Origin of the sequence: Microbacterium sp. 1.5R (genome assembly GCF_001889265.1) — a bacterium.
Classification (GTDB): domain Bacteria; phylum Actinomycetota; class Actinomycetes; order Actinomycetales; family Microbacteriaceae; genus Microbacterium.
Genome location: NZ_CP018151.1, coordinates 275,860 through 294,793 on the forward strand (window position 1 = coordinate 275,860; position 18,934 = coordinate 294,793).

Consider the following 18,934-nt stretch of genomic DNA (forward strand, 5'->3'; position numbering starts at 1 on the left):
AAGGCGCAGCCGTCACTCCGTGTCGTCAGCTCGGAACAGCACGAGATGCTCGTGGTACAGCACGCCCTCGATGACGTCGCCGGTCGCGGTGAAACCTGCATCGTCGAAGTAGTCGATGTGGGCGCCGTCCACGGTATACCTGCCGGTGTACGCCTTCGGGCGCCCGTCTCGCTCTTCTTCGTACCGGCCGCCAGGCAGGAGGTTCTGCCGGATGTCTTCGTCAGCAGTGACCCACATCCCCACGATGGTGTCGGCCGTGTCCGTTTCGAAGGATGCGTCGCTCTGCGCCATGGTGTCTGCCCTTTCGTCGCTGGTTACCTCGCATGAGTGGATCGTCCACGCGGGATCAAGTTCAATTCGTCGCCCGGGATCAGGTCGAGGCCGCGCTGTGACTAGCAGTAGCGGGGCTACCCGGGGCGGGGCATGAGCGTGGAAGCGGTTCACACTCTTGAGTACCCTGGAGTGCCATGGGATCCGATTCAGGTCAGCTCGGCAAGTTCCTTCGAGCGAAGCGGTCGACGGCGTCGATCGAATCGCTGCCCTTTCGCTCTTCAGGTGTTCGGAGGGTTCCGGGGTTGCGTCGGGATGAGGTGGCGATGCTCGCCGGTGTGAGTATCGACTACTACACGCGGCTCGAACAAGGTCGCGAGACGAACCCGTCTGCGCAGGTGATCGACGCCCTCGCGCATGCCCTTGAGTTCGATCTCAGTGAGCACCGTTATGCGTACAGCCTCGCTCGGATCGCATGGCAACCAGAGCTGACGGACCTTCCCGCCGCAGTCTCGGCTCCACTCGCCCGCATGATCGACGCGTGGCCGGACGCGGCGTGCTTTGTCCTGGATCCGTTGCTCGACATGGTCGTGATGAACCGCCTTGCGCGAGCCCTCTTCGAGCCGTTCAGCTCGACGCGCAACCTTGTCGAGATGGTCTTCCTGGATCCCGTCGGCCGGACGTTCTACTCGGACTGGGAACGTGCGGCGGCTGGCTGTGTCGCCAATCTGCGCGCGACATCGGACCTCTACGCGGACCACCCTCGCCGGGCTGAGCTGATCGGCCGACTCGAGCACGGCTCCCCCCGCTTTGCCGAGCTCTGGGCAGCCCACCACGTCGAGCCGAAGACATACGATGAAAAGGTCCTCGCGCATCCCACGGTCGGAGAGCTCACTGTCGCGTTCCACGCGTTCGAGGTCTCCGCGATGCCGGGGCATCAGCTCGTCGTGTACCAGGCAGAACCGGCATCTCAGAGTGCCGAACGTCTGCAACTCCTCGCCGCGAGGCAACCGGCGGTCCTCGAGGACGCTTAGCTCCTGAGCCAGGGAGTCACACGGCCAGGCTGGTGCCGCGCACGGCCTCTAGCGTGCTGGAGTGACCAGTGAATCGACACAGGGCGACTCGACGCCGAGGCGCCCTGCGATGCACGCCGCGATTCCTGCTCTCCCCGAGCACGATCCCGCCGTGGTCCTCACGTCGAGGCTCGATGTCGTGCACGCGAACCGGCGCTGGAGCGCGCTGCACGAACCGTTGATCGAGGATCGTAACATCGCGCGGATGGTGTTCCTCGATCCTCTTGCATCGCGGTTCTTCGTGCACCGGCGACACGAGCAGAGCGATGTCGTGGCCGCGCTGAATGACGCGGCCAGTGACGCGGCGCGAAGGGCCGAGATGCAGTCCCTCGTCGAAGATCTCGATGCGGGGAACCCCGACTTCCGCCGCCTCTATGCAGGTCCCGGGCTGCGTCCGCTCCGCCGCGACCGCTACATCGTCCGGCACCCACAGATCGGCCCGCTGCGCTTCGTCCGCCGCACTCGCCAAGTGGGACCGTATCTGCTCCGAGTGTGCACGCCCACCTCGGAAACGGACCGCTCGCTCGCCCTGCTCGATCTTCTGTGACCGGGTGCCCCGACTGGTCCTGTCATTGCTAGGCGGAGGACGGCCTGGTCCGTTTTCGGACGCCTCGGAAGGCTGGAGTCACTGAGCGGCTCATCCCGCCGCTCCCGGAAGAAGGAGAGTACGACATGAGCACCACCATCGTCCCCGGAACCCTCGACGGTCGCGTCGCTGTCATCACTGGAGCATCGAGCGGAATCGGCGAGGCCACGGCCGAACGGCTCGCTGATCTCGGCGCCAAGGTCGCCGTTCTCGCACGGCGGTCGGATCGCCTCGACGCGGTCGTCTCACGCATCACCGCCGCCGGAGGCACAGCACTCGCCGTACCGACGGACGTGACAGACCGGGGGCAGGTCACTGCCGCCGCCGAGCGGATCACCGCCGAACTCGGCCGCCCGGACCTCGTCTTCGCCAACGCCGGAGTGCAGCTCATCTCCTCGATCACCGACGGCAAGGTCGAGGACTGGGACGCGCAGATCGACCTCAACATCAAGGGCGTCATGAATACGATCAACGCCTTCGTGCCCTCGCTCGAGGACGCGGCGGCGGCCGGGGGACCGGCCGACCTGATCACCACGTCGTCGATCGCGGCGACTCGCATCCTGGAGAAGTTCCAGGTGTACTCCGGCACGAAGGCCTACGTGAGCCACATCACCCGCCTGCTGCGCACGGAGCTCGGCCGGAAGAACATCCGCGTCTCGACCCTCGAGCCCGGAATGGTCGACACTGAACTGCCGGACCACGTGACCGACCCGGATGCCAGCACGCTGATGGCCGACCTCATCCAGCAGATCGACGTCCTGCAGTCGGCTGATGTCGCCGAGACCGTCGCGTTCGTCGCTTCCGTGCCGAAGCACGTCAACCTGACCGAGATCACCATCCTGCCCACCCAGCAGATCATCTAAGGAGATCGCGATGCCCGGAAGGTTCGTCGAATACCCGCTCGACCGCGTTCATCGGCTGTTCGAGCCGGGGCCCATCGTGCTGGTGTCGACCGCGGACGACGAGCGCGCGAACCTGATGACCAACGGGTTCAACATGCCCGTGCGGCACTCCGCGAACCTGGCACTCGTGATCGGCCGCTGGGACTACTCGTTCACGGCGCTCCGCGAGACCGGCGAGTGCGTCATCGCGCTCCCTGACCGCGGTCTGCTCGAGACGACGGTCGACATCGGCAATGTGTCGGGCGCCGAAGTCGACAAGTGGGACCGATTCGGTCTGACACCGCTGCCCGCCGAGGTGGTGCGTCCACCGCTCGTGTCGGAGTGTTTCGCGAACGTCGAGTGCACCGTCGCCGACGACCGACTCGTCGCCGACTACGACCTGTGGGTCCTCCGTGTCGAGAAAGCATGGATCGACCCGGAGGCTGCAGATGCCGCCGAGGTCCACCATCGCGGTGACGGGACGTTCTCGACGAACGGCGAACGGATCGATCTCCGCAACCGGATGCGGAAGTGGGAGTCGCTCACCCGCGACTAGACCATCGCTGGCGATCCTCGTGTCCCGGTGGCCCTGAAAGGGCCACCGGGACACGCCGTCCCCGCGTTGTTCCGGCGCTGCGCGTCGCGCAGGATGACAACAGATCGCCGGCCCTGATCGCCGCGGCACCGTCTTTCACCCGAGGAATCGCGCCATGCCCACACACCCGTACGACCGTCCGCGTGAACTCGGCGCGTTCCTCCGTTCGCGTCGGAATGCCATCCGGGCCGCGCGGCCCGACGCGGCCGGCCGCACACGTCGGGTGCCGGGGCTGCGCCGCGAGGAGGTGTCGACACGCGCCGGAATCAGCGTGGATTACTACACCCGACTCGAGCAGGGTCGGGAACCGAACCCGTCACCCCAGGTCGTGGAGGCGCTTGCCCGAGCCTTACGTCTCGACTCCGCGCAGCGCCGCTACGTCTACACGCTCGCGGGTCTCGCCGTACCGCCTTCCCCAATCCCACATGACGAGCCGCTGCCCACGGCATTCCTCGCGCTCGTCGAGGACCAGCGCATCCCGGCGTTCGTGCTCGGACCTCAGCTCGACATCGTCGCCTCGAGTGCGCCTTCCCGGCGCCTGTTCGACCGATTCGCCTCGCAGAACTTCCTCGAGATGATCTTCCTTGATCCGAAGGCCCCGGACTTCTTCCTCGATTGGCGGGGCTGTGCACGCTGGGCGGTTGCGCTCCTGCGCGTGCTGTCAGCCGATGCCACGCCCACAGAGGAAGGCCTCGCTCTCTTGCGGCGGCTGACCGCAGAGAGCTCGACGTTCGCCGAGCTGTGGGCGGTGCACGCAGTTGACGTCGCGTCGACGCATCGCGTTGGCCTGCGGCATGACGAACTCGGCGACCTATTCCTGCACGTTTTCGCCCTCGAGCTCGCGGATCACCCCGGCCGGCGGCTCGTCCTGTGTCGACCGACCGCTGAGCTGGCTTGGCAGCACCCAGCGCAGTATGACGCGAGCGCGATGGCAGTGGCCGCGATCAACCCGGTCGACCTGCTCTCACCCGGATCCGATCAAGCACCTCTCGTCCCGACGATCCTCCCGGAGCCGACCATACGTTGAGGAAACGCGTCGGAGAACTCGACAGAGTGATGTAGTCGTAGTCCAGCAGGACTGGCTCTTCCCCCAGAAGGGTGATCGTCAGAGTGCCGGAGCCCGGGACGTCGAAGTCGAAGACATCCAGATACTCGGCGAGCAGCGGGCTGCGTCTGCGCCACTCGGCGACGAATCCAGCGAGGTCAGCGTCGTTCGGATTCCAGGTCATGAGGCGGTTGAGGTTTGCGGCCATGCGTCGCATGCCCGTCTCCCAGTCCTCGCCGTACACGATCCGGCTGGAATCGTGCTCGACCATCCACTCGATCCAGCTGCGCTCAGAGCGACCGAAGAGGCCGAGCTCGTGAAGGACGGTCCACCCCGCACGGTTGGACCCCCGCACCCGGGTGCGCTCGTCGATGACGAAGACAGGGTCGAGCATGCCCCGGAGGATCTGGCTCTGACGCTGCGACGGTGGGGCTACCGGCCACTGTGGGAAGTGGCTGCGTTCGTTCGCGATCACGGTCAGGTGCGCCTGCTCGTCGGCACTCAGCGCGAGAGCGCGACCGATCGCGTGCAGGACGGCGCTCGAGGGGATGCCGACGCGACCCTGCTCGAGGCGCTTGTAATAGTCGAAGCTCACGCCCGACGACGACGCAACTTCGCGCCGCCCACGTCCGGAGCGCCCGCGCCAGTGTTGCAGCAGGGAACCGAGAGTGGGGTTGGCCATAGCGGAAGTATCCCGCACGTGAGTTTCGGCAGTGTTTCTGGGTCGCGCGAGGCAGGACTCCTCCACCTTCCCTGGCCGTGAGACACCTAGTCTCGACCCGGCCTCCCGCCCCGCTCCGTCTCGCTCGAAAGTGGATGTATCGCAACGAGCGCACCGGAGGTGGACATGGAACTGGATGGCAGGACGATCGTCCTCACAGGAGCGACGAGCGGGATCGGGCGGGCCGCCGCCCGACTCTTCGCCGCGCACGCCGCGGTTCTCGTGGTGCAGGGGCCGGAGAGCGATAGCGATGTTGTCGGCCTGCTTGAGGAGCTCCGAGAGATTGGCCGTGCACGTGTCGAGTACATCGAGGCCGACTTCACACGCCTCGACGAGGTCCGCCGCGCAGCAGATGACATCCGCGCGGTCACCCCATCGATCGACATCCTCGTGAACAACGCGGGGGTGCCCGGGGCGCCCTTGCGTCAGCTCACCGATGATGGCTTCGAACGCACGCTTCAAGTCAACTTCTTCGCACTTGCACTCCTCACCGAGCGGCTCAGCGCTTCGATCGTCGACGATGGTCGGATCGTCAACGTCGGATCCACGACCCACCGGATGACGTCGTTCGATTTCGATGATCCCGACCTTCGCGACGGCTATGACCCGGTGCGTGCCTACGCCCAGTCCAAGCTGGCGATCGTCACGTACACCACGTGGCTCGCAGAGCGACTGCCGCGCGGGATCCGCGTCGTGAGCATCAGCCCGGGCGTCATCAGCACGACGCTGCTGCATTCGATGTTCGGAGCAGGGGGCGCCTCCGTCGATCACGGTGGTCGACGCGTCGTCGAAGCGGCAGCGGCCGAGGTCCCGAGCGGCTCCTATATCGACGATGGTGAGCTCGTCGCCGCAAGCGACGACGCGCTCGACGAGCGCAACCAGAAGGCCCTCGCGGCATTGACGCGCGAACGCATCTCCTGACCTCACTGACCGGGAGCTCACGCTCTCGTCTCGAAAACACAACGAACGAAAGGGCACACCAATGGGAAAGCTGGACGGGAAAGTCGCCATCATCACGGGTGGCGCGCGGGGGATGGGCGCAGCCCACGCCCGTCTCTTCGTCACCGAGGGCGCTCGCGTCGTCCTGGCCGACGTGCTGGAGAAGGAGGGGCGCGCCGTCGCTGAGGAGCTTGGCGATGCCGCTCGATTCGTGCCCCTCGACGTGCGCGATCGGGATCAGTGGGGTGTGGTCGTCGAGACGGCGGTACGCGAGTTCGGCCGTGTCGATGTACTCGTCAACAACGCCGGCATCTTCCGTCGCGAACCGATCGAGACCCACAGTCACGAGATGTGGGATGAAGTGATCGGGGTCAACCTCACCGGTGTCTGGAACGGAACGAAGGCCGTCATCGACGCGATGCGCCAGTCGGGCGGCGGCTCCATCATCAACATCTCGTCAACCGCCGGCATCACCGGGTACTCGTTCCTCCCCGCCTACTCCGCCTCGAAGTGGGCACTGCGCGGCCTGACGAAGGCGACGGCACTGGACCTCGGCGGCTTCGGCATCCGTGCGAACACCGTCCACCCGGGCTTTGTCCGCACACCGATGACAGACGAGCTCGGCGACAACACGGCGAACGTCGCGCTACATCGGCAGGCGGAGGACACGGAGATCTCTCCGCTGGTTCTGTTCCTCGCCAGCGACGACTCGGCGTTCTCGACCGGCGGTGAGTTCATCGCCGACGGCGGTGAATCCGCCGGCATCCCCGCACGCTGACGTCGCGTCCGCCGCGGCTCCGCCCCACACGCCTTCCCGGCACATGAAAGGACCAATTATTATGACGACCGCGATCTTCGGTGGTCTTCACGGGCGCTCGGCTGTCGTCCTCGGCGCCACCGGCACGATCGGGACGGGCGTGGCCCGCACCCTCGTCGAGTCCGGGGCCCGCGTCGCACTGATCGCCCTCGAGCCGGGCCCGCTCGACGATCTCGCACGATCCCTCGACGCCGACGACCGAGTGATGACGGTGGCGGCCGACATCACTGACACCGCGCAGCTCGCGGACGCCCGGGACGCGGTCCTTGACCGGTTCGGGGAGGTGAATATCGTCGTGGTGAGCGTCGGAGTCATGCTCGGCGCACCATTCGAGGACGCGGTGCCTGCCGACTGGGCGCGAATGATCGACACGAACCTCAGCGGCGTGCTCCTTGCGGCGCAGACCTTCTCAGCGGATCTGCTCGCCGCCGCCGAACGCAAAGAACGCAGCGATCTCATTTTCGTCGGCGCGATCGCAGCACATGTCCTGTACCCCTACTTCGCCGTGTATGGCGCTGTGTCGGCGGCGATCGCGCACCTGACGCGCACACTGCGCGCCGAGTACGGCCCGCGCGGCCTTCGCGTGCACAACATCGAGCCCGGGTTTGTCGAGGAGAGCTTCGGGCGGCACCTCAACGACGGTGCCGCCGTCGATCTGTGGCAGGACGTCGCACGCAGCATCGAGCATCCGATCACCCCCGATCACGTCGGCCAGCTCATCGCGATGACGTGTGGCCTCCCGTTCGGAATGAACGTTGCCGAGATGGTCCTCCTCCCGACAGAGCAGGGGTGATGCGGCGGTGACTTCGCTCCACCTCCTGGGTATTTTCGGACCGCACCGCACGCGATCTCCGCGCCGCTCGACGCCCGCGCCGGAGGCCGTCGCCGCTGCGCTCCTCGTGATCGCGACCATTGTCGCGCTGCTCTGGGCCAACATGGACGATTCGACCTACCAGAGCGTCTGGCACACCTGGCTCGGCGTCGAGATCGGCGACCTGCAGTGGGGGATGGACCTTCGTCACCTCATCAACGACGGTCTCATGACATTCTTCTTCGCCCTCATCACACTCGAGGTTCGTCGAGAACTCGAGTTCGGGGAGCTGCACGATTGGCGAAAGGCCGCAGTGCCCGTGGCTGCAGCCGCAGCCGGCATCCTGGTCCCCGCGGCGATCTATCTCACCGTGACCGCCGGGACGCCGGAAGCCTCGGGGTGGGGGACGGTCGTCTCAACCGATACCGCTTTCGTTCTCGGCCTGCTCGCGCTCCTTGGGCGGGGTCTGCCGCCGGCTGTGCGCGTCTTCCTCGTGACCTTGGCAGTCGCCGACGACATCGGCGCACTGGCCGTGATCGCCGTCGCCTACACCGACGAGCTCTCGATCAGCGCGCTCGTGATCGCCATGCTCGGTCTCGGCGCGATCGCGGCGTGCCGGTGGTGGGGCGTGTGGCGCGGAGCCCCTTACCTCGTGCTCTCCGTCGTCGTCTGGCTGGCAACGCTTGCCTCGGGCGTGCACGCGACCCTCGCAGGTGTCGCGATAGCGCTGCTGCTGCCCGTGTTCGAGGCACGTGACGATCGTGTCGGGGAGGCGAGGCGCTTGATGACCGCGTTCGCGCAGTCACCGTCAGCCGCATACGCGCGCGATGCGGAGGAAGGGCTGCAGCGCGCCATCTCCGTGAACGACCGCGCCCACCGCCTCCTCTCCCCGTATGTGAACCTCGCGGTCCTCCCCCTCTTCGCGCTCGCGAACGCGGGCGTTCGGGTGGATGCAACAACCATCGCAGAGGCCGCACGGTCGCCGTTGACGTGGGGCATCGTCGCCGCACTGGTCCTCGGCAAACCCATTGCCGTGATCGGAACGGTTTTCGCCATCTCGCGCATCCGACCGGGTCTTCTCCCCGCCGGGGTCGCGATGCGTCATGTCGTCGCAGTCGGACTTCTGTCAGGCGTCGGCTTCACACTCTCGCTGTTCATCGCCGAACTCGCGTTCGCCGACGCGGACACGTTGCAGCTCGCACATCTCGCCATTCTCGTCGCTTCCCTCGTCGCGGTGATCGCGGGCGGCACGACGCTGGTCGTGCTCGAACGCATGCAACGGCGCGGACCGTCGAGCGAGACGGTGCTCCCGCGCGCCGTCGATGCCGACAGGGAACACACAATAGGACCTGACGACGCGCCACTCTCGCTCGTGGAGTACGGCGATCTCTCCGCCGACTTCGACATCGCTCGAACCGGTGTTCTCGCTGAACTCCGGGCCCGATTCGGAGAAGAGCTGCAATACACCTTCCGCCACGCCTCATCAGTGGTTGACGGCACCATCGGGTATGACGCCGCACTCGCGTCAGAAGCAGCGGCACGCCAGGGACGCTTCGGACCTTTCCGTGAGGCCCTGTCGGCAGCGTCCACGCCCGTCACCGCGCAGGACATCCGGAACGCCGCATCGCACGCGGGCGTGAACATCCGCCTCTTCGATCAGGAGAGGGTGCAGACGCCGGCACGAGAGCGCGTCCGCCGTGATGTCGATGAGGCGCGGCGGGCGGACCTTCGCCGCGTTCCCACGCTGTTCATCGGCGGCCGGCTCTACCAGGGATCGACCGACGCGCGTTCACTCATCGACGCACTCGAACGCAGCGAACCGAACCGGCGAACCGCTGACGGCCGGATGACGTGGTCTTCCGCGTCACTCGAGTGGATCCGCGTCGAAGAGACGCAGTGATCCGCGGGCCTCGTGGGCGACCGAGATCACTGACCCGCGCATCATCCCCCTCTCCATTCCTATTGCATCACCACAGATCAGGACGGTCGACATGAAATCCTCCCGCCACGCTGCTCCCACCCGGCCCGAACGCTCCGTAGATGACACCGCGACCGCTGCGCTCACCCTCGGCGGTATCGCGAAGACATATGGGACCGACGGCTCGGCCGTCCGTGCGGTCGACGGCGTCGACCTCTCGTTCCCTCGTGGATCCTGGACAGCCATCATGGGAGCATCCGGGTCGGGGAAGTCGACGCTGCTGCACATCGCTGCGGGCCTCGAGCGCGCGGACGAAGGACGGGTCCTCCTCGGCGGCACCGACATCACCGACGCGAGCGACGACGAGCTGACGGCGCTCCGCCGCTCACGGATCGGCTTCGTCTTCCAGAGCTTCAACCTCGTGTCGGCGCTCACGGCGGAGCAGAACGTCGCGCTCCCTCTCCGCCTTGCCGGGGAAGGACCATCTCGGGACCGTGTGCGCTCCGCACTCGCGGCCGTCGGACTCGCTGAGCGCACCGGACACAAGCCGCGTCAACTGTCCGGTGGCCAGCAGCAGAGGGTCGCCATCGCGCGGGCCATGGTCACGACGCCCGAGGTCCTCTTCGCAGATGAACCGACCGGCGCCCTCGACACCGCCGCAGCCCGTACCGTGCTCGATCTCCTGCGGGGCATGGCCGACGCCGGTCAGACGATCATCATGGTCACCCACGACCCTGCTGCGGCCGCACGCGCCGATTCCACGGTCTTCCTCCGAGACGGACGGATCGTCCGACGGCTCGTCGCGCCGGACGTCGCCGCCGTCGCTGCCCAGATCGTCGCACTGGAGTCCTGACATGCTCGCCCTCAGCCGCGCCACCGTCACTGAACGATGGCCACTCTTCATCGGCGCCGTCCTGTCCGTCGCTCTCGGCGTCGCCCTCGTGCAGTCCTCGCTCCTGCTGCTCCTCACCGCCGCGACAACTCCCGCTCCCGCCGGTGCGTCCGCTATCGAGGCCACCGCCCATACGGCATCGACGACCGTCGCCGTCACGGTGCTTGCCGTCACGCTTGCCTTCGCGGCGTTCCTTGCGTTCTTCATCATCGGAACCACGTTCGCCTTCACCGTCGACCAGCGCAGCCGCGACATCGCTCTGCTGCGCCTTGTCGGAGCGAGCAGACGACAGGTGCGCCGTCTCCTGGTGAACGAAGCTGCGCTGCTCGGAATCGCCGGTGCCCTGGTCGGGGTGCCGCTCGGAGTTGCAGTCATGACGGTCCACGCCGACCTGCTTACGCGGCTCGGATTCGTGCCTGAGGGCTTCGCCGCACGGTGGCAAGTGTGGGTCCTCGGTGCGTCCGCGGCCACGGGCATCGCTCTCGCCGTCGGGGGCGTCTTGCTGGCGGCGCGCCGTGCCGCCGGTATCGCTCCGCTGTCGGCGCTCCGCGATGGCGAGGACGCGTCGCCCGTCATGACGCGAGGACGTTGGATTATCGCGGCGCTGTTCGGAGCCGGTGCCCTCGCCCTGCTCGCGCTCGCTCCGGTCGGTGGAGCAGCCGGTGGGCAGGCGATGGCGATGAACGTGTCGATCGCTGCGGCCATCGCTCTCACAGCCGCCGCTCCACTCCTCGTCCCGCTGGCCGCACGCTTGGTACCGGTGGGCTCGCGCGGCATCTCACCCCTCCTCGCCCGCGCGAGCCTTCGTGACAATGTGCGCAGAAGTGCGTCCACCGCAGCGCCGCTCGTGGTCCTCGTCGGCATCCTCGTCGGTCAGTCGACGGCTCTCCTGTCGTTCGCGGACGCCGGGGCGACTGCGCAGCGGGCCTCCACCGTGGCGGACGTCGTCGTGATCTCCGTCGTCGGCGACAGAACCTCGGATCCGTGGGGTGATCGCGGGATCGCGTCAGTCGAAGGTGTCGCCGCAGTGTCGTCTGAGGTGACCCTCCCTGCCGCCATCACCACAGGAGAAGGTGCACTCGCGTTCACCGAGGTCGGCACCATCACTGTCATTGAGGGAGAAGCGTACGCAGCCGCCCACCCAACGGCCCCGACCGCGTCACTTGATGACGGATCCGCGATTGCGGGACCTGGCTCCATCGGGGTCGGTGCGGGCGACCGGGTTGGCGTGCGCGTCGGTGACGTCGAGCTCCCCGCGCTCGAAGTCACCGGTGTCGCGGAACCGTCGATAGCTGCGGGTCCGACGCTGTACCTCTCCCGATCATCTCTCCCCGACGACGTCCTCGCCGGAGCGGAGACCGTGAGCTTCGTGGCCTTCGACGAAGACACAGACCTGTCCGCAATCGCGGGCGAACTCGATCGTTACGGTGGCGTCGTTCTGGCCGACCAATGGTTCGAGCAGAATGCGGCGGCATCCTCTGGAACAGCGACGTCGATCCTCATCGTGGTGCTGGGGCTCGGCGCGCTGTACGCGCTCATCGGCGTAGTCAACTCGATCGTGATTGCCTCCGCTTCGAGGTCGAGAGAGTTCGCAGTCGCGCGCGTGTCCGGCCTCACCCGCTCGCTGGTCCTCCGCACCGCCCTCCTCGAGTCCCTCATCGTCACGTCTGTGGGCCTTGTCCTGGGGCTGCTCGCCGCCGCAGGAACTGTGCTGGCGGTCGTCATCGTCACGGCCACCGTCACAGGGTCCGCATCCATGGCTGTCCCATGGGCGCTCGTAGCGACAGTCATCATCGGCGCCTACGCCGTCGCGGGCACGACCACTCTTCTGACGTCCTCGGCCGCCATGAGACCAGCACCCGTGACGCTCGTGCGCGGGAGGGAGTGAGCACGCCAGGATCCATCGGCGGTGCGGACCGCTCTGTTTGCCCCTCTTCTGAAGAAAGCGCGAATCATGAACCACATCAACCCCGAAGTGCCGCCCAGTGGTGACAGCTGCGTCGAGTGCGACTCGATCGGATCCTGGTGGGTGCACCTTCGCCGGTGCGCCGCCTGTGGTCACATCGGCTGCTGCAACGACTCACTGAACCGGCACTCCACAGCCCATGCAGAAGCGACCGGCCATGCGATCATCCAAAGCTTCGAGCCAGGCGAGGACTGGTTCTGGGACTTCCGGACCAACAAGTTCGGCGCGGGACCCGAACTCGCCCCACCCCACAGTCACCCCGAGGATCAACCCGCTCCGGGCCCCGCCGACCGCCTCCCGGAGGACTGGCTGTTGATCCTCAGTTCACGCTCCCGCACAGCGAATTGACCCACACCTCGCTTCACGCACACCTATCGAAAGGCAGAACATGGCCGTGATCGCCATCATCGGAGCAGGAAACATCGGTTCCCAGGTAGCGCGCCTCGCAGTGAAAGCCGGGCACCAGGTGGTGCTCGCCAACTCTCGCGGCGGCGAGGGACTCGAGCCCCTCGTCGACGAACTGGGCGCAAACGCACGACCTGCGGTGACGGTCGCCGACGCGACCGAGCGCGCTGACGTCGTCGTCGTCGCCATGCCGATCCACTCGTACGTCGCGCTGCCCGCCGACGCCTTCGGGGGAAAGATCGTCATTGACACAGGCAACTATTACCCCGGCTGGAACGGGAACATCGCCGAGCTCGACAACGAGTCGACGACCACGGCCGAGATCTTGCAGCGACTGCTGCCGGGCGCATCCGTGGTCAAGGCCCTCAACCACGTCGTCGCGGCCGAGCTGACTTCCACGGGAAGCCCCGCGGGCAGCGAGGACCGTCGGGCACTGGCGATGGCAGGAGACGACACCGACGCGAAGCGCGTTGTGCAGAGCCTCCTCGACAGCTTCGGGTTTGATGTCGTCGACGTCGGCCCGCTGTCTGAGGGGTGGCGGTTCCAGCGCGACCTCCCCGCTTACGCGGTTCGCCTCGACGCCGCCGAGATGCGCGACGCTCTCGCTGGTGCCGTCCGCTACCGCGACCTCCCTCGCAATTGAGCCCATCCAGACACGCAGGTCGAGGACCAGACATGTGGGAAAGGAAGCAACCGTGAGCGGGGCATCGCCCGCTGTTCAGGTCGCCACCGGAAATGACGACTCGAGAGTGCTGCGTGTCTACGGCCGCCGAAATAGTCGCGAAGCGTACGCGCTGCGGGACTTCCTCACTCGCAGTGTCGTGTCTTTCGAGTGGTCGGAGATAGAAAGTGATCACGACTCCGTGCAGCTCACCGGTCACTCCCTCGACGACGCGGCGCTGCCCGTTGTCGATCTTCCGGACGGGTCGCGGCTCGTGCAGCCCACGCCTGCGCAAGTAGCAGACCGTCTGGGGTGGGTTACTCGTCCCCGGTACAGGGAGTATGACCTCTCGATCTACGGGGCAGGGCCGGCCGGCCTTTCCGCCGCGGTCTACGCCGCCTCTGAAGGGCTGAAGGTCGTCCTCCTCGAGCGAGAGGCCGTCGGGGGCCAGGCCGGGTACAGCAGCCTCATCGAGAACTATCTCGGCTTCCCGCAAGGGGTGCGCGGCAGCGACTTGGCGGAGCGCGCGCGGCAGCAAGCGGTCGCATTCGGGGCGGAACTGCTCCTGATGCGTGGCGGCGTCCGCGGGGAGTTCCGCGCGCAGCAGATGATTGCCACCCTGAACGATGGGACCACGATGGTCGCACGCTCCAACATCTGCGCCACCGGCGTGAAGTGGCGCCGTCTCGGAGTCGCCCGCGAGGAGGACCTACTAGGGAGGGGCGTGTTCTACGGTGCGGGGACGAGTGAGGCGGCGTACTGCGTCGGAGAAGACGTGATCGTCGTCGGCGGAGGAAACTCCGCCGGGCAGGCGGTCCTCAACCTCTCTGCCTACGCCCGTTCCGTCACCATGGTCGTCCGAGGCCCCGACCTCTCTGCGACCCTGTCGTCCTACCTGGCATCACGGATCAAAGATCGCCCCAACGTCGAGATCGAGCTCAACACCTCGGTGACTGAACTGATAGGTGACACCGCACTCGAATCCGTGGGGACACGCAACACCCGATCGGGGCATCTGCGCCACCGGGATGCCCGCCGCCTGTTCGTCTGTATCGGCGGCGCACCGGATACCGACTGGGCGAAAGACACAGCAATCGAGCGCGACAGCCTCGGCTACCTCGTGACCGGTCCTGACTTGACAGACGCGCACCTGGAGGAGCACTGGCCGCTGGAACGTGCACCGTTCTACCTCGAAACCAGTGTCCCCGGCTGTTTCGCCGCGGGAGATGTCCGCCGGAACTCTGTGAAGCGGGTTGCGTCTTGTGTCGGCGAAGGGGCGATGGCCGTGACCTTCGTGCACCGTTTCCTCACCGAACACTTCAGCTGAAAGGCAGGCGACGGCGCGGACGTTCGGGTCTCGCCAACTCCGGAGCTATCGGGCTGCCACCTCGCGCAGGCCTGAGCGACCTCTCACGATGCGCGGGAGTTGTTCCTGGCGGCTCACTCTCTCCGCCCGAACGCTGGATCCCAGCGGGCTTTATCGCCACTCCCAGGGGCGCGATCCACATCGAACCCTTGACATCCGCTCTTGCCCGGGTCTAACGTACAACCAAATGGTTGCACAAAGAGAACTGAGCGAAGTGGAGGTCGACCGTGTGTTCCACGCATTGGCGACGTCGACCCGACGCGACATCCTGCGTCGGACGATCGAGCGGGAGCAGTCCGTCTCGACCCTCGCCTCCGAATACGAGATGTCGTTCGCCGCGGTGCAGAAGCACGTGGCCGTGCTCGAAGCGGCGAATCTCATCGTCAAGCGCGCCGAGGGACGCGAGCGGCTCGTCCGCGCGAACCCCGAGATGATCGCCCGCGCCAGGGCGCTCCTCGCCCGATACGAAGAGCTGTGGCGGTCGCGCATCGCCCGGCTCGACGAGCTGCTGGCCGAGACGCCGGCATCCCGCACCGATACGACCGACACCACCGATGTTCCACGAACCGAAGAAGGAGACTGACATGCCCGTCACGGATGTCACCACCGATGCCGACAACCTCACCATGACCGTCGTCGCCGATTTCGCGGCGCCGATCGAGCGGGTCTGGGCCGCATACAGCGACCCGCGCCAGCTCGAGCGCTTCTGGGGCCCTCCCGGATGGCCGGCCACCTTCACCGCCTGGGACCACACGGTCGGCGGACGTGCGCAGTATTCGATGAGCGGGCCGCGCGGCGAGAAGTCGTCGGGGTCGTGGGAGTTCCTCTCGATCGATGCCCCGCACAGCTTCGAGGTGCTCGACTCGTTCGTCGACGATGAGGGCAATCCTCTCGACGGCTTCCCCGCGCAGCGGATGTCGTTCGCGTTCGAGTCCACCGCCGACGGCACCCGCATGGTCACGACCAGTCACTTCGACTCGGTCGAGGCGATCGAGCAGGTCGTCGAGATGGGCCAGATCGAGGGTCTGAAGCTGGCGATGAGCCAGCTCGACGCCGTGCTGCAGGATCTGCGCGACTACGCGCAGGGCAAGGGCACGCAGGTCGAGCTGCTCGACGACACCCACGTGCGCATCACGCGTCTCGTCGAGGGACCGCGCGAACTGGTCTGGCGTGCGCACAACGACCCCGAGCTCATGAAGCAGTGGCTGCTCGGACCCGACGGGTGGGAGATGACCGAGTGCGTGGTTGCCACCGAGGTCGGTCAGACCTATCGCAACTCGTGGGCGCCCGTGGGCGACACCGAGGGGCAGCCGTTCGGATTCGAGGGCGAGGCGCTACTGATCGACGCACCGCGGCGGTCGGTGCAGACCGAGCGGATGATCGGGATGCCGGTCGAGACGCTGAACGACCTGAACCTCTACGAAGAGGACGGGGCGACGCTCATCACGCTCTACATCGAGTACCCCGACAAGGAGACGCGCGACATGATCCTCGCCACCGGCATGGCCGACGGCATGGAGACCTCGTACGCCCGCCTCGAGCGGGAGCTGCTCGCGGTCTGAGCTCCACGACTCCGGAAGGCCGGTCGCATCCTCGGGGAACGGCCGGTCTTCCGCCGTTCCGGTGCGGAGCTCCGGAGTTAGGGAGCGGCGGGAGCGGAGCCGGCCGCGTCGCGGCGCGGGCGGCGCGTCGACCAGATGGCCAGGGCGATCAGCACGGGCTGGAAGAACAGGCGCACGAATCGCTTCATGTCGGTGTCGAGGCCGAAGCCGTCGCGGTGATGCGTCCACTGCGCGATGTTGCCGGGGAAGACCGCGACGAAGAACAGTGCGGTGATCACGCCGACCAGTCCGCGGTGCTTGCGCGCGACGAGCAGCGCGGTGCCGAGTCCGATCTCGACGACACCCGAGGCGAGCACGGTCACGTCCGGGTCGATGGGCACCCACTCCGGCACCTGCGCCTGGAACTCCTCGCGCGCGAACGTCAGATGCGAGACGCCCGCGAAGACGAGCGAGGAACCCAGGAAGACCCGGCCGATGGTGCGTGCGACATTCTTCGCCATGGTGCGAGTGTACGCGGGGCCCTCAGGGGTGAGGGTCGTCAGATCAGGCGGCGGAGCGCCTCTTCGAGCGTGACGCCCTGTGCCTCGGCGCGATCGCGCAGGCGGGCGTGCTCGTCGCTCGACAGCGCGAGTCGCACCTCGATCGGATCGTCGACCGGCGCATAGAGGCTGTCGAGCAGGTCGGATGGCTCGGCCCACAGGGGTTCGGCGAGAGACGTCGCGACGGCCGGGGATGCCGCAGCATCCTGCTCGCCGCGTGTCGCTGCGGCGGCGATCGGGGCGGATGCTGCGGCAGCGGCCCCGGCATCCGTCGCCATGGTGAACCCGGGCCCGCGGCGCGGCTCCTGCTGTGCCTGGTAGGCCTTCGCTGCGGCGTTCGCGCGCTCGTCGGCCGCCTCGTTCAGGGGGTGCCCGGCGTGGCCCTTGACCCACGAGAACTCGACGTCGCGCCCGCGGATCGCCTCGTCGATGCCCTCGAGCAGGTCGCGGTTGAGCACGGGCCCGCCGTCCGACTTACGCCAGCCCTTGCGCTTCCAGCCCGGCATCCACTTGGTCACCGAATCGATCACGTAGCGGCTGTCGCACTCGATCATCAGCTTCTCGGAGATGCCGGCCGTCGCCTGCAGCAGTTCGAGCACGGCCCGCAGCTCACCCTGGTTGTTCGTGCCGTGCGGGGAGCCGCCCGCGGCCCAGTTGGCGTCGTCGATGTACCAGGCCCAGCCGTTCGGGCCGGGGTTGCCCAGGGCGGAGCCGTCTGCGGCGGCGGTGATCGTCATCCCTCAACCGTAGCCGCGCGCGGCGACACTCCTTGCGCGGCCTCGTGCGTTCGCCTCCGCCCGCCGCGGGACATAGTGTGGATCGATGCCTACCGACTTCTCCTGGGATTCCTGGGTCGGCACCGCCGCGTCGATCGCCATCCTCACGGTGATCTCTGCCGCCGCACTCGCGGTGCTGGCGCTCGCCGCCTCGCTGATCAGCCGTCGCGTGCCATGGGTGCGCGATCTCGCCAGACGCGTGCGCAACGCGATGATCGCGACGACCGCTGTGGTCGCGATCTGGATCGCGGGTGCGATCTCAGAGCCGGCGACACAGGAATGGTGGCCGGTGGTGTCCCGGCTGTTCCTGATCGCCACGATCCTCACCGGCTCGTGGTTGCTCGGCGCATCGATCTCATTCGGCTTCGAGCGATTGATGGCCAGAGAGGAGACGCTGCTCGTCGGTCCGGAAGCCCGCCGCCGTCGCACGCAGCTGCTCGTCATCCACCGGCTCGTTCTGGTCACGATCGCCGTGCTGTCTCTGGGCGCCGTGCTCTTCAGCTTCCCCGAGATGAGGGCCGTCGGCACCAGCCTGCTGGCCTCGGCCGGCATCGTCAGCATCATCGCCGGGCTCGCTGCGCAGTCGATCCTCGGCAACCTCATCGCAGGGGTGCAGGTCGCTTTCACCGATGCGATCCGAGTCGGCGACGTGGTCGTCGTCGAAGGCGAATGGGGGCGGGTCGGCGAGATCAACCTGTCCTACGTGGTCGTCTACATCTGGGACGAGCGCCGCCTGGTCATTCCGTGCAGCTACTTCACGACGACACCGATCGAGACCTGGACGCGACGTTCCGACAAGATCCTCGGCACGGTCTACCTCGATCTCGACTGGCGAGTGCCGATGGATGAGCTGCGGCAGGAGTTCCAGCGCATCGTCGAGGCGTCACCCGCCTGGGACGGCCGTTCCTACGACTCCGCGGTGACGGAGGCACAGGGCGGTTACGTAACGGTGCGCCTGGTGATGTCGGCCAAGGACTCGGGCGATCAGTGGACACTGCGCTGCGAGGTACGGGAGAAGATGATCGGCTGGCTGCAGCGTGAGCATCCCGAGGCGCTTCCCCGGACGCGAGTCGACCTGGGTGCCCCGCAGCTCGCGGACTGAGAAGGCGGG

General features: G+C 67.0%; 21 protein-coding genes. 17 read left to right on the top strand and 4 right to left on the bottom strand.

Annotated elements, in window-relative coordinates:
* Positions 1–12: 12 nt before the first annotated feature.
* Positions 13–291, bottom strand: coding sequence for an Atu4866 domain-containing protein (locus BMW26_RS01345; protein WP_072590541.1), 279 nt, complete (start codon positions 289–291; stop codon positions 13–15).
* A gap of 176 nt (positions 292–467) precedes the next feature.
* Between BMW26_RS01345 and BMW26_RS01350 the strand changes: the two genes are divergently transcribed.
* From BMW26_RS01350 to BMW26_RS01370, 5 genes are all read left to right on the top strand, one after another.
* Positions 468–1,304, top strand: coding sequence for a helix-turn-helix domain-containing protein (locus BMW26_RS01350; RefSeq protein WP_072590542.1), 837 nt, complete (start codon positions 468–470; stop codon positions 1,302–1,304).
* A 61-nt stretch (positions 1,305–1,365) separates the two neighbouring features.
* On the top strand, positions 1,366–1,890 hold the full coding sequence (locus BMW26_RS01355) for an MmyB family transcriptional regulator (protein WP_157557384.1): 525 nt from the start codon (positions 1,366–1,368) through the stop codon (positions 1,888–1,890).
* Between the two features lie 125 nt (positions 1,891–2,015).
* Positions 2,016–2,792, top strand: coding sequence for an SDR family oxidoreductase (locus tag BMW26_RS01360; protein WP_072590544.1), 777 nt, complete (start codon positions 2,016–2,018; stop codon positions 2,790–2,792).
* Between the two features lie 10 nt (positions 2,793–2,802).
* Positions 2,803–3,366: a flavin reductase family protein gene (locus BMW26_RS01365; RefSeq protein WP_072590545.1), complete on the top strand. Its 564-nt coding sequence runs from the start codon at positions 2,803–2,805 to the stop codon at positions 3,364–3,366.
* A gap of 154 nt (positions 3,367–3,520) precedes the next feature.
* Positions 3,521–4,432, top strand: a complete 912-nt coding sequence (locus tag BMW26_RS01370; protein ID WP_072590546.1) for a helix-turn-helix transcriptional regulator — start codon at positions 3,521–3,523, stop codon at positions 4,430–4,432.
* On the opposite strand, the gene BMW26_RS01375 is transcribed toward BMW26_RS01370, so the two are convergent.
* On the bottom strand, positions 4,350–5,132 hold the full coding sequence (locus BMW26_RS01375) for an MmyB family transcriptional regulator (protein ID WP_072590547.1): 783 nt from the start codon (positions 5,130–5,132) through the stop codon (positions 4,350–4,352). The genes BMW26_RS01370 and BMW26_RS01375 overlap by 83 nt on opposite strands.
* A 165-nt stretch (positions 5,133–5,297) precedes the next feature.
* Here BMW26_RS01375 and BMW26_RS01380 point away from each other — a divergent pair, with 165 nt between their 5' ends.
* The 11 genes from BMW26_RS01380 to BMW26_RS01430 all read left to right on the top strand — a co-directional run bounded on the left by BMW26_RS01380 (position 5,298) and on the right by BMW26_RS01430 (position 16,508).
* The gene (locus BMW26_RS01380; protein ID WP_072590548.1) at positions 5,298–6,092 is read left to right on the top strand and encodes an SDR family NAD(P)-dependent oxidoreductase; all 795 of its coding nucleotides are present in this window, start codon (positions 5,298–5,300) and stop codon (positions 6,090–6,092) included.
* A gap of 61 nt (positions 6,093–6,153) precedes the next feature.
* Positions 6,154–6,888 carry a glucose 1-dehydrogenase gene (locus tag BMW26_RS01385; RefSeq protein WP_072590549.1) on the top strand — a complete coding sequence of 245 codons (735 nt, stop codon included), beginning with the start codon at positions 6,154–6,156 and terminating at the stop codon, positions 6,886–6,888.
* 43 nt (positions 6,889–6,931) lie between these two features.
* Entirely contained in the window at positions 6,932–7,720 is a 789-nt protein-coding gene (locus BMW26_RS01390) for an SDR family oxidoreductase (protein WP_072590550.1), read from the top strand.
* Between the two features lie 7 nt (positions 7,721–7,727).
* Positions 7,728–9,638 (top strand): Na+/H+ antiporter NhaA, encoded by a 1,911-nt coding sequence (gene nhaA / locus BMW26_RS01395; protein WP_072590551.1) that lies wholly within the window; start codon positions 7,728–7,730, stop codon positions 9,636–9,638.
* Positions 9,639–9,729: 91 nt separating this feature from the next.
* The gene (locus BMW26_RS01400; RefSeq protein ID WP_072590552.1) at positions 9,730–10,509 is read left to right on the top strand and encodes an ABC transporter ATP-binding protein; all 780 of its coding nucleotides are present in this window, start codon (positions 9,730–9,732) and stop codon (positions 10,507–10,509) included.
* A 1-nt stretch (position 10,510) separates the two neighbouring features.
* Complete coding sequence (locus tag BMW26_RS01405; RefSeq protein WP_072590553.1) at positions 10,511–12,436, top strand: ABC transporter permease; 1,926 nt, start codon at positions 10,511–10,513, stop codon at positions 12,434–12,436.
* 66 nt (positions 12,437–12,502) lie between these two features.
* Positions 12,503–12,862: a UBP-type zinc finger domain-containing protein gene (locus BMW26_RS01410; RefSeq protein WP_072592182.1), complete on the top strand. Its 360-nt coding sequence runs from the start codon at positions 12,503–12,505 to the stop codon at positions 12,860–12,862.
* A 40-nt stretch (positions 12,863–12,902) separates the two neighbouring features.
* Positions 12,903–13,562, top strand: a complete 660-nt coding sequence (locus BMW26_RS01415) for an NADPH-dependent F420 reductase (protein ID WP_072590554.1) — start codon at positions 12,903–12,905, stop codon at positions 13,560–13,562.
* Between the two features lie 52 nt (positions 13,563–13,614).
* A complete protein-coding gene (locus BMW26_RS01420) occupies positions 13,615–14,907 on the top strand; it encodes an NAD(P)/FAD-dependent oxidoreductase (RefSeq protein WP_157557385.1) in 1,293 nt (430 codons plus the stop codon).
* A 226-nt stretch (positions 14,908–15,133) separates the two neighbouring features.
* Positions 15,134–15,529, top strand: coding sequence for an ArsR/SmtB family transcription factor (locus BMW26_RS01425; protein WP_072590555.1), 396 nt, complete (start codon positions 15,134–15,136; stop codon positions 15,527–15,529).
* A 1-nt stretch (position 15,530) separates the two neighbouring features.
* Complete coding sequence (locus BMW26_RS01430; protein WP_072590556.1) at positions 15,531–16,508, top strand: SRPBCC family protein; 978 nt, start codon at positions 15,531–15,533, stop codon at positions 16,506–16,508.
* A 77-nt stretch (positions 16,509–16,585) separates the two neighbouring features.
* Here the strand turns inward: BMW26_RS01430 and BMW26_RS01435 are convergent, their stop codons facing one another.
* Together BMW26_RS01435 and BMW26_RS01440 are read right to left on the bottom strand one after the other, a co-directional pair.
* Positions 16,586–17,008 (bottom strand): DoxX family protein, encoded by a 423-nt coding sequence (locus BMW26_RS01435; RefSeq protein ID WP_053098501.1) that lies wholly within the window; start codon positions 17,006–17,008, stop codon positions 16,586–16,588.
* A 38-nt stretch (positions 17,009–17,046) separates the two neighbouring features.
* On the bottom strand, positions 17,047–17,784 hold the full coding sequence (locus BMW26_RS01440) for a ribonuclease H family protein (protein ID WP_053098502.1): 738 nt from the start codon (positions 17,782–17,784) through the stop codon (positions 17,047–17,049).
* An 85-nt stretch (positions 17,785–17,869) separates the two neighbouring features.
* Here BMW26_RS01440 and BMW26_RS01445 point away from each other — a divergent pair, with 85 nt between their 5' ends.
* Positions 17,870–18,925 carry a mechanosensitive ion channel family protein gene (locus BMW26_RS01445; protein ID WP_056276280.1) on the top strand — a complete coding sequence of 352 codons (1,056 nt, stop codon included), beginning with the start codon at positions 17,870–17,872 and terminating at the stop codon, positions 18,923–18,925.
* The last annotated feature ends 9 nt before the right edge of the window (positions 18,926–18,934 follow it).

Coding starts and splice junctions, on each gene's coding strand:
- BMW26_RS01435 (WP_053098501.1), bottom strand. CDS start 17,008: ATGGCGAAGAATGTCGCACGCACCATCGGCCGGGTCTTCCTGGGTTCC.
- BMW26_RS01405 (WP_072590553.1), top strand. CDS start 10,511: ATGCTCGCCCTCAGCCGCGCCACCGTCACTGAACGATGGCCACTCTTC.
- BMW26_RS01410 (WP_072592182.1), top strand. CDS start 12,503: ATGAACCACATCAACCCCGAAGTGCCGCCCAGTGGTGACAGCTGCGTC.
- BMW26_RS01425 (WP_072590555.1), top strand. CDS start 15,134: ATGGTTGCACAAAGAGAACTGAGCGAAGTGGAGGTCGACCGTGTGTTC.
- BMW26_RS01370 (WP_072590546.1), top strand. CDS start 3,521: ATGCCCACACACCCGTACGACCGTCCGCGTGAACTCGGCGCGTTCCTC.
- BMW26_RS01350 (WP_072590542.1), top strand. CDS start 468: ATGGGATCCGATTCAGGTCAGCTCGGCAAGTTCCTTCGAGCGAAGCGG.
- BMW26_RS01445 (WP_056276280.1), top strand. CDS start 17,870: ATGCCTACCGACTTCTCCTGGGATTCCTGGGTCGGCACCGCCGCGTCG.
- BMW26_RS01390 (WP_072590550.1), top strand. CDS start 6,932: ATGAAAGGACCAATTATTATGACGACCGCGATCTTCGGTGGTCTTCAC.
- BMW26_RS01345 (WP_072590541.1), bottom strand. CDS start 291: ATGGCGCAGAGCGACGCATCCTTCGAAACGGACACGGCCGACACCATC.
- BMW26_RS01430 (WP_072590556.1), top strand. CDS start 15,531: ATGCCCGTCACGGATGTCACCACCGATGCCGACAACCTCACCATGACC.
- BMW26_RS01360 (WP_072590544.1), top strand. CDS start 2,016: ATGAGCACCACCATCGTCCCCGGAACCCTCGACGGTCGCGTCGCTGTC.
- BMW26_RS01400 (WP_072590552.1), top strand. CDS start 9,730: ATGAAATCCTCCCGCCACGCTGCTCCCACCCGGCCCGAACGCTCCGTA.
- BMW26_RS01375 (WP_072590547.1), bottom strand. CDS start 5,132: ATGGCCAACCCCACTCTCGGTTCCCTGCTGCAACACTGGCGCGGGCGC.
- BMW26_RS01385 (WP_072590549.1), top strand. CDS start 6,154: ATGGGAAAGCTGGACGGGAAAGTCGCCATCATCACGGGTGGCGCGCGG.
- BMW26_RS01380 (WP_072590548.1), top strand. CDS start 5,298: ATGGAACTGGATGGCAGGACGATCGTCCTCACAGGAGCGACGAGCGGG.
- BMW26_RS01440 (WP_053098502.1), bottom strand. CDS start 17,784: ATGACGATCACCGCCGCCGCAGACGGCTCCGCCCTGGGCAACCCCGGC.
- BMW26_RS01415 (WP_072590554.1), top strand. CDS start 12,903: ATGGCCGTGATCGCCATCATCGGAGCAGGAAACATCGGTTCCCAGGTA.
- BMW26_RS01365 (WP_072590545.1), top strand. CDS start 2,803: ATGCCCGGAAGGTTCGTCGAATACCCGCTCGACCGCGTTCATCGGCTG.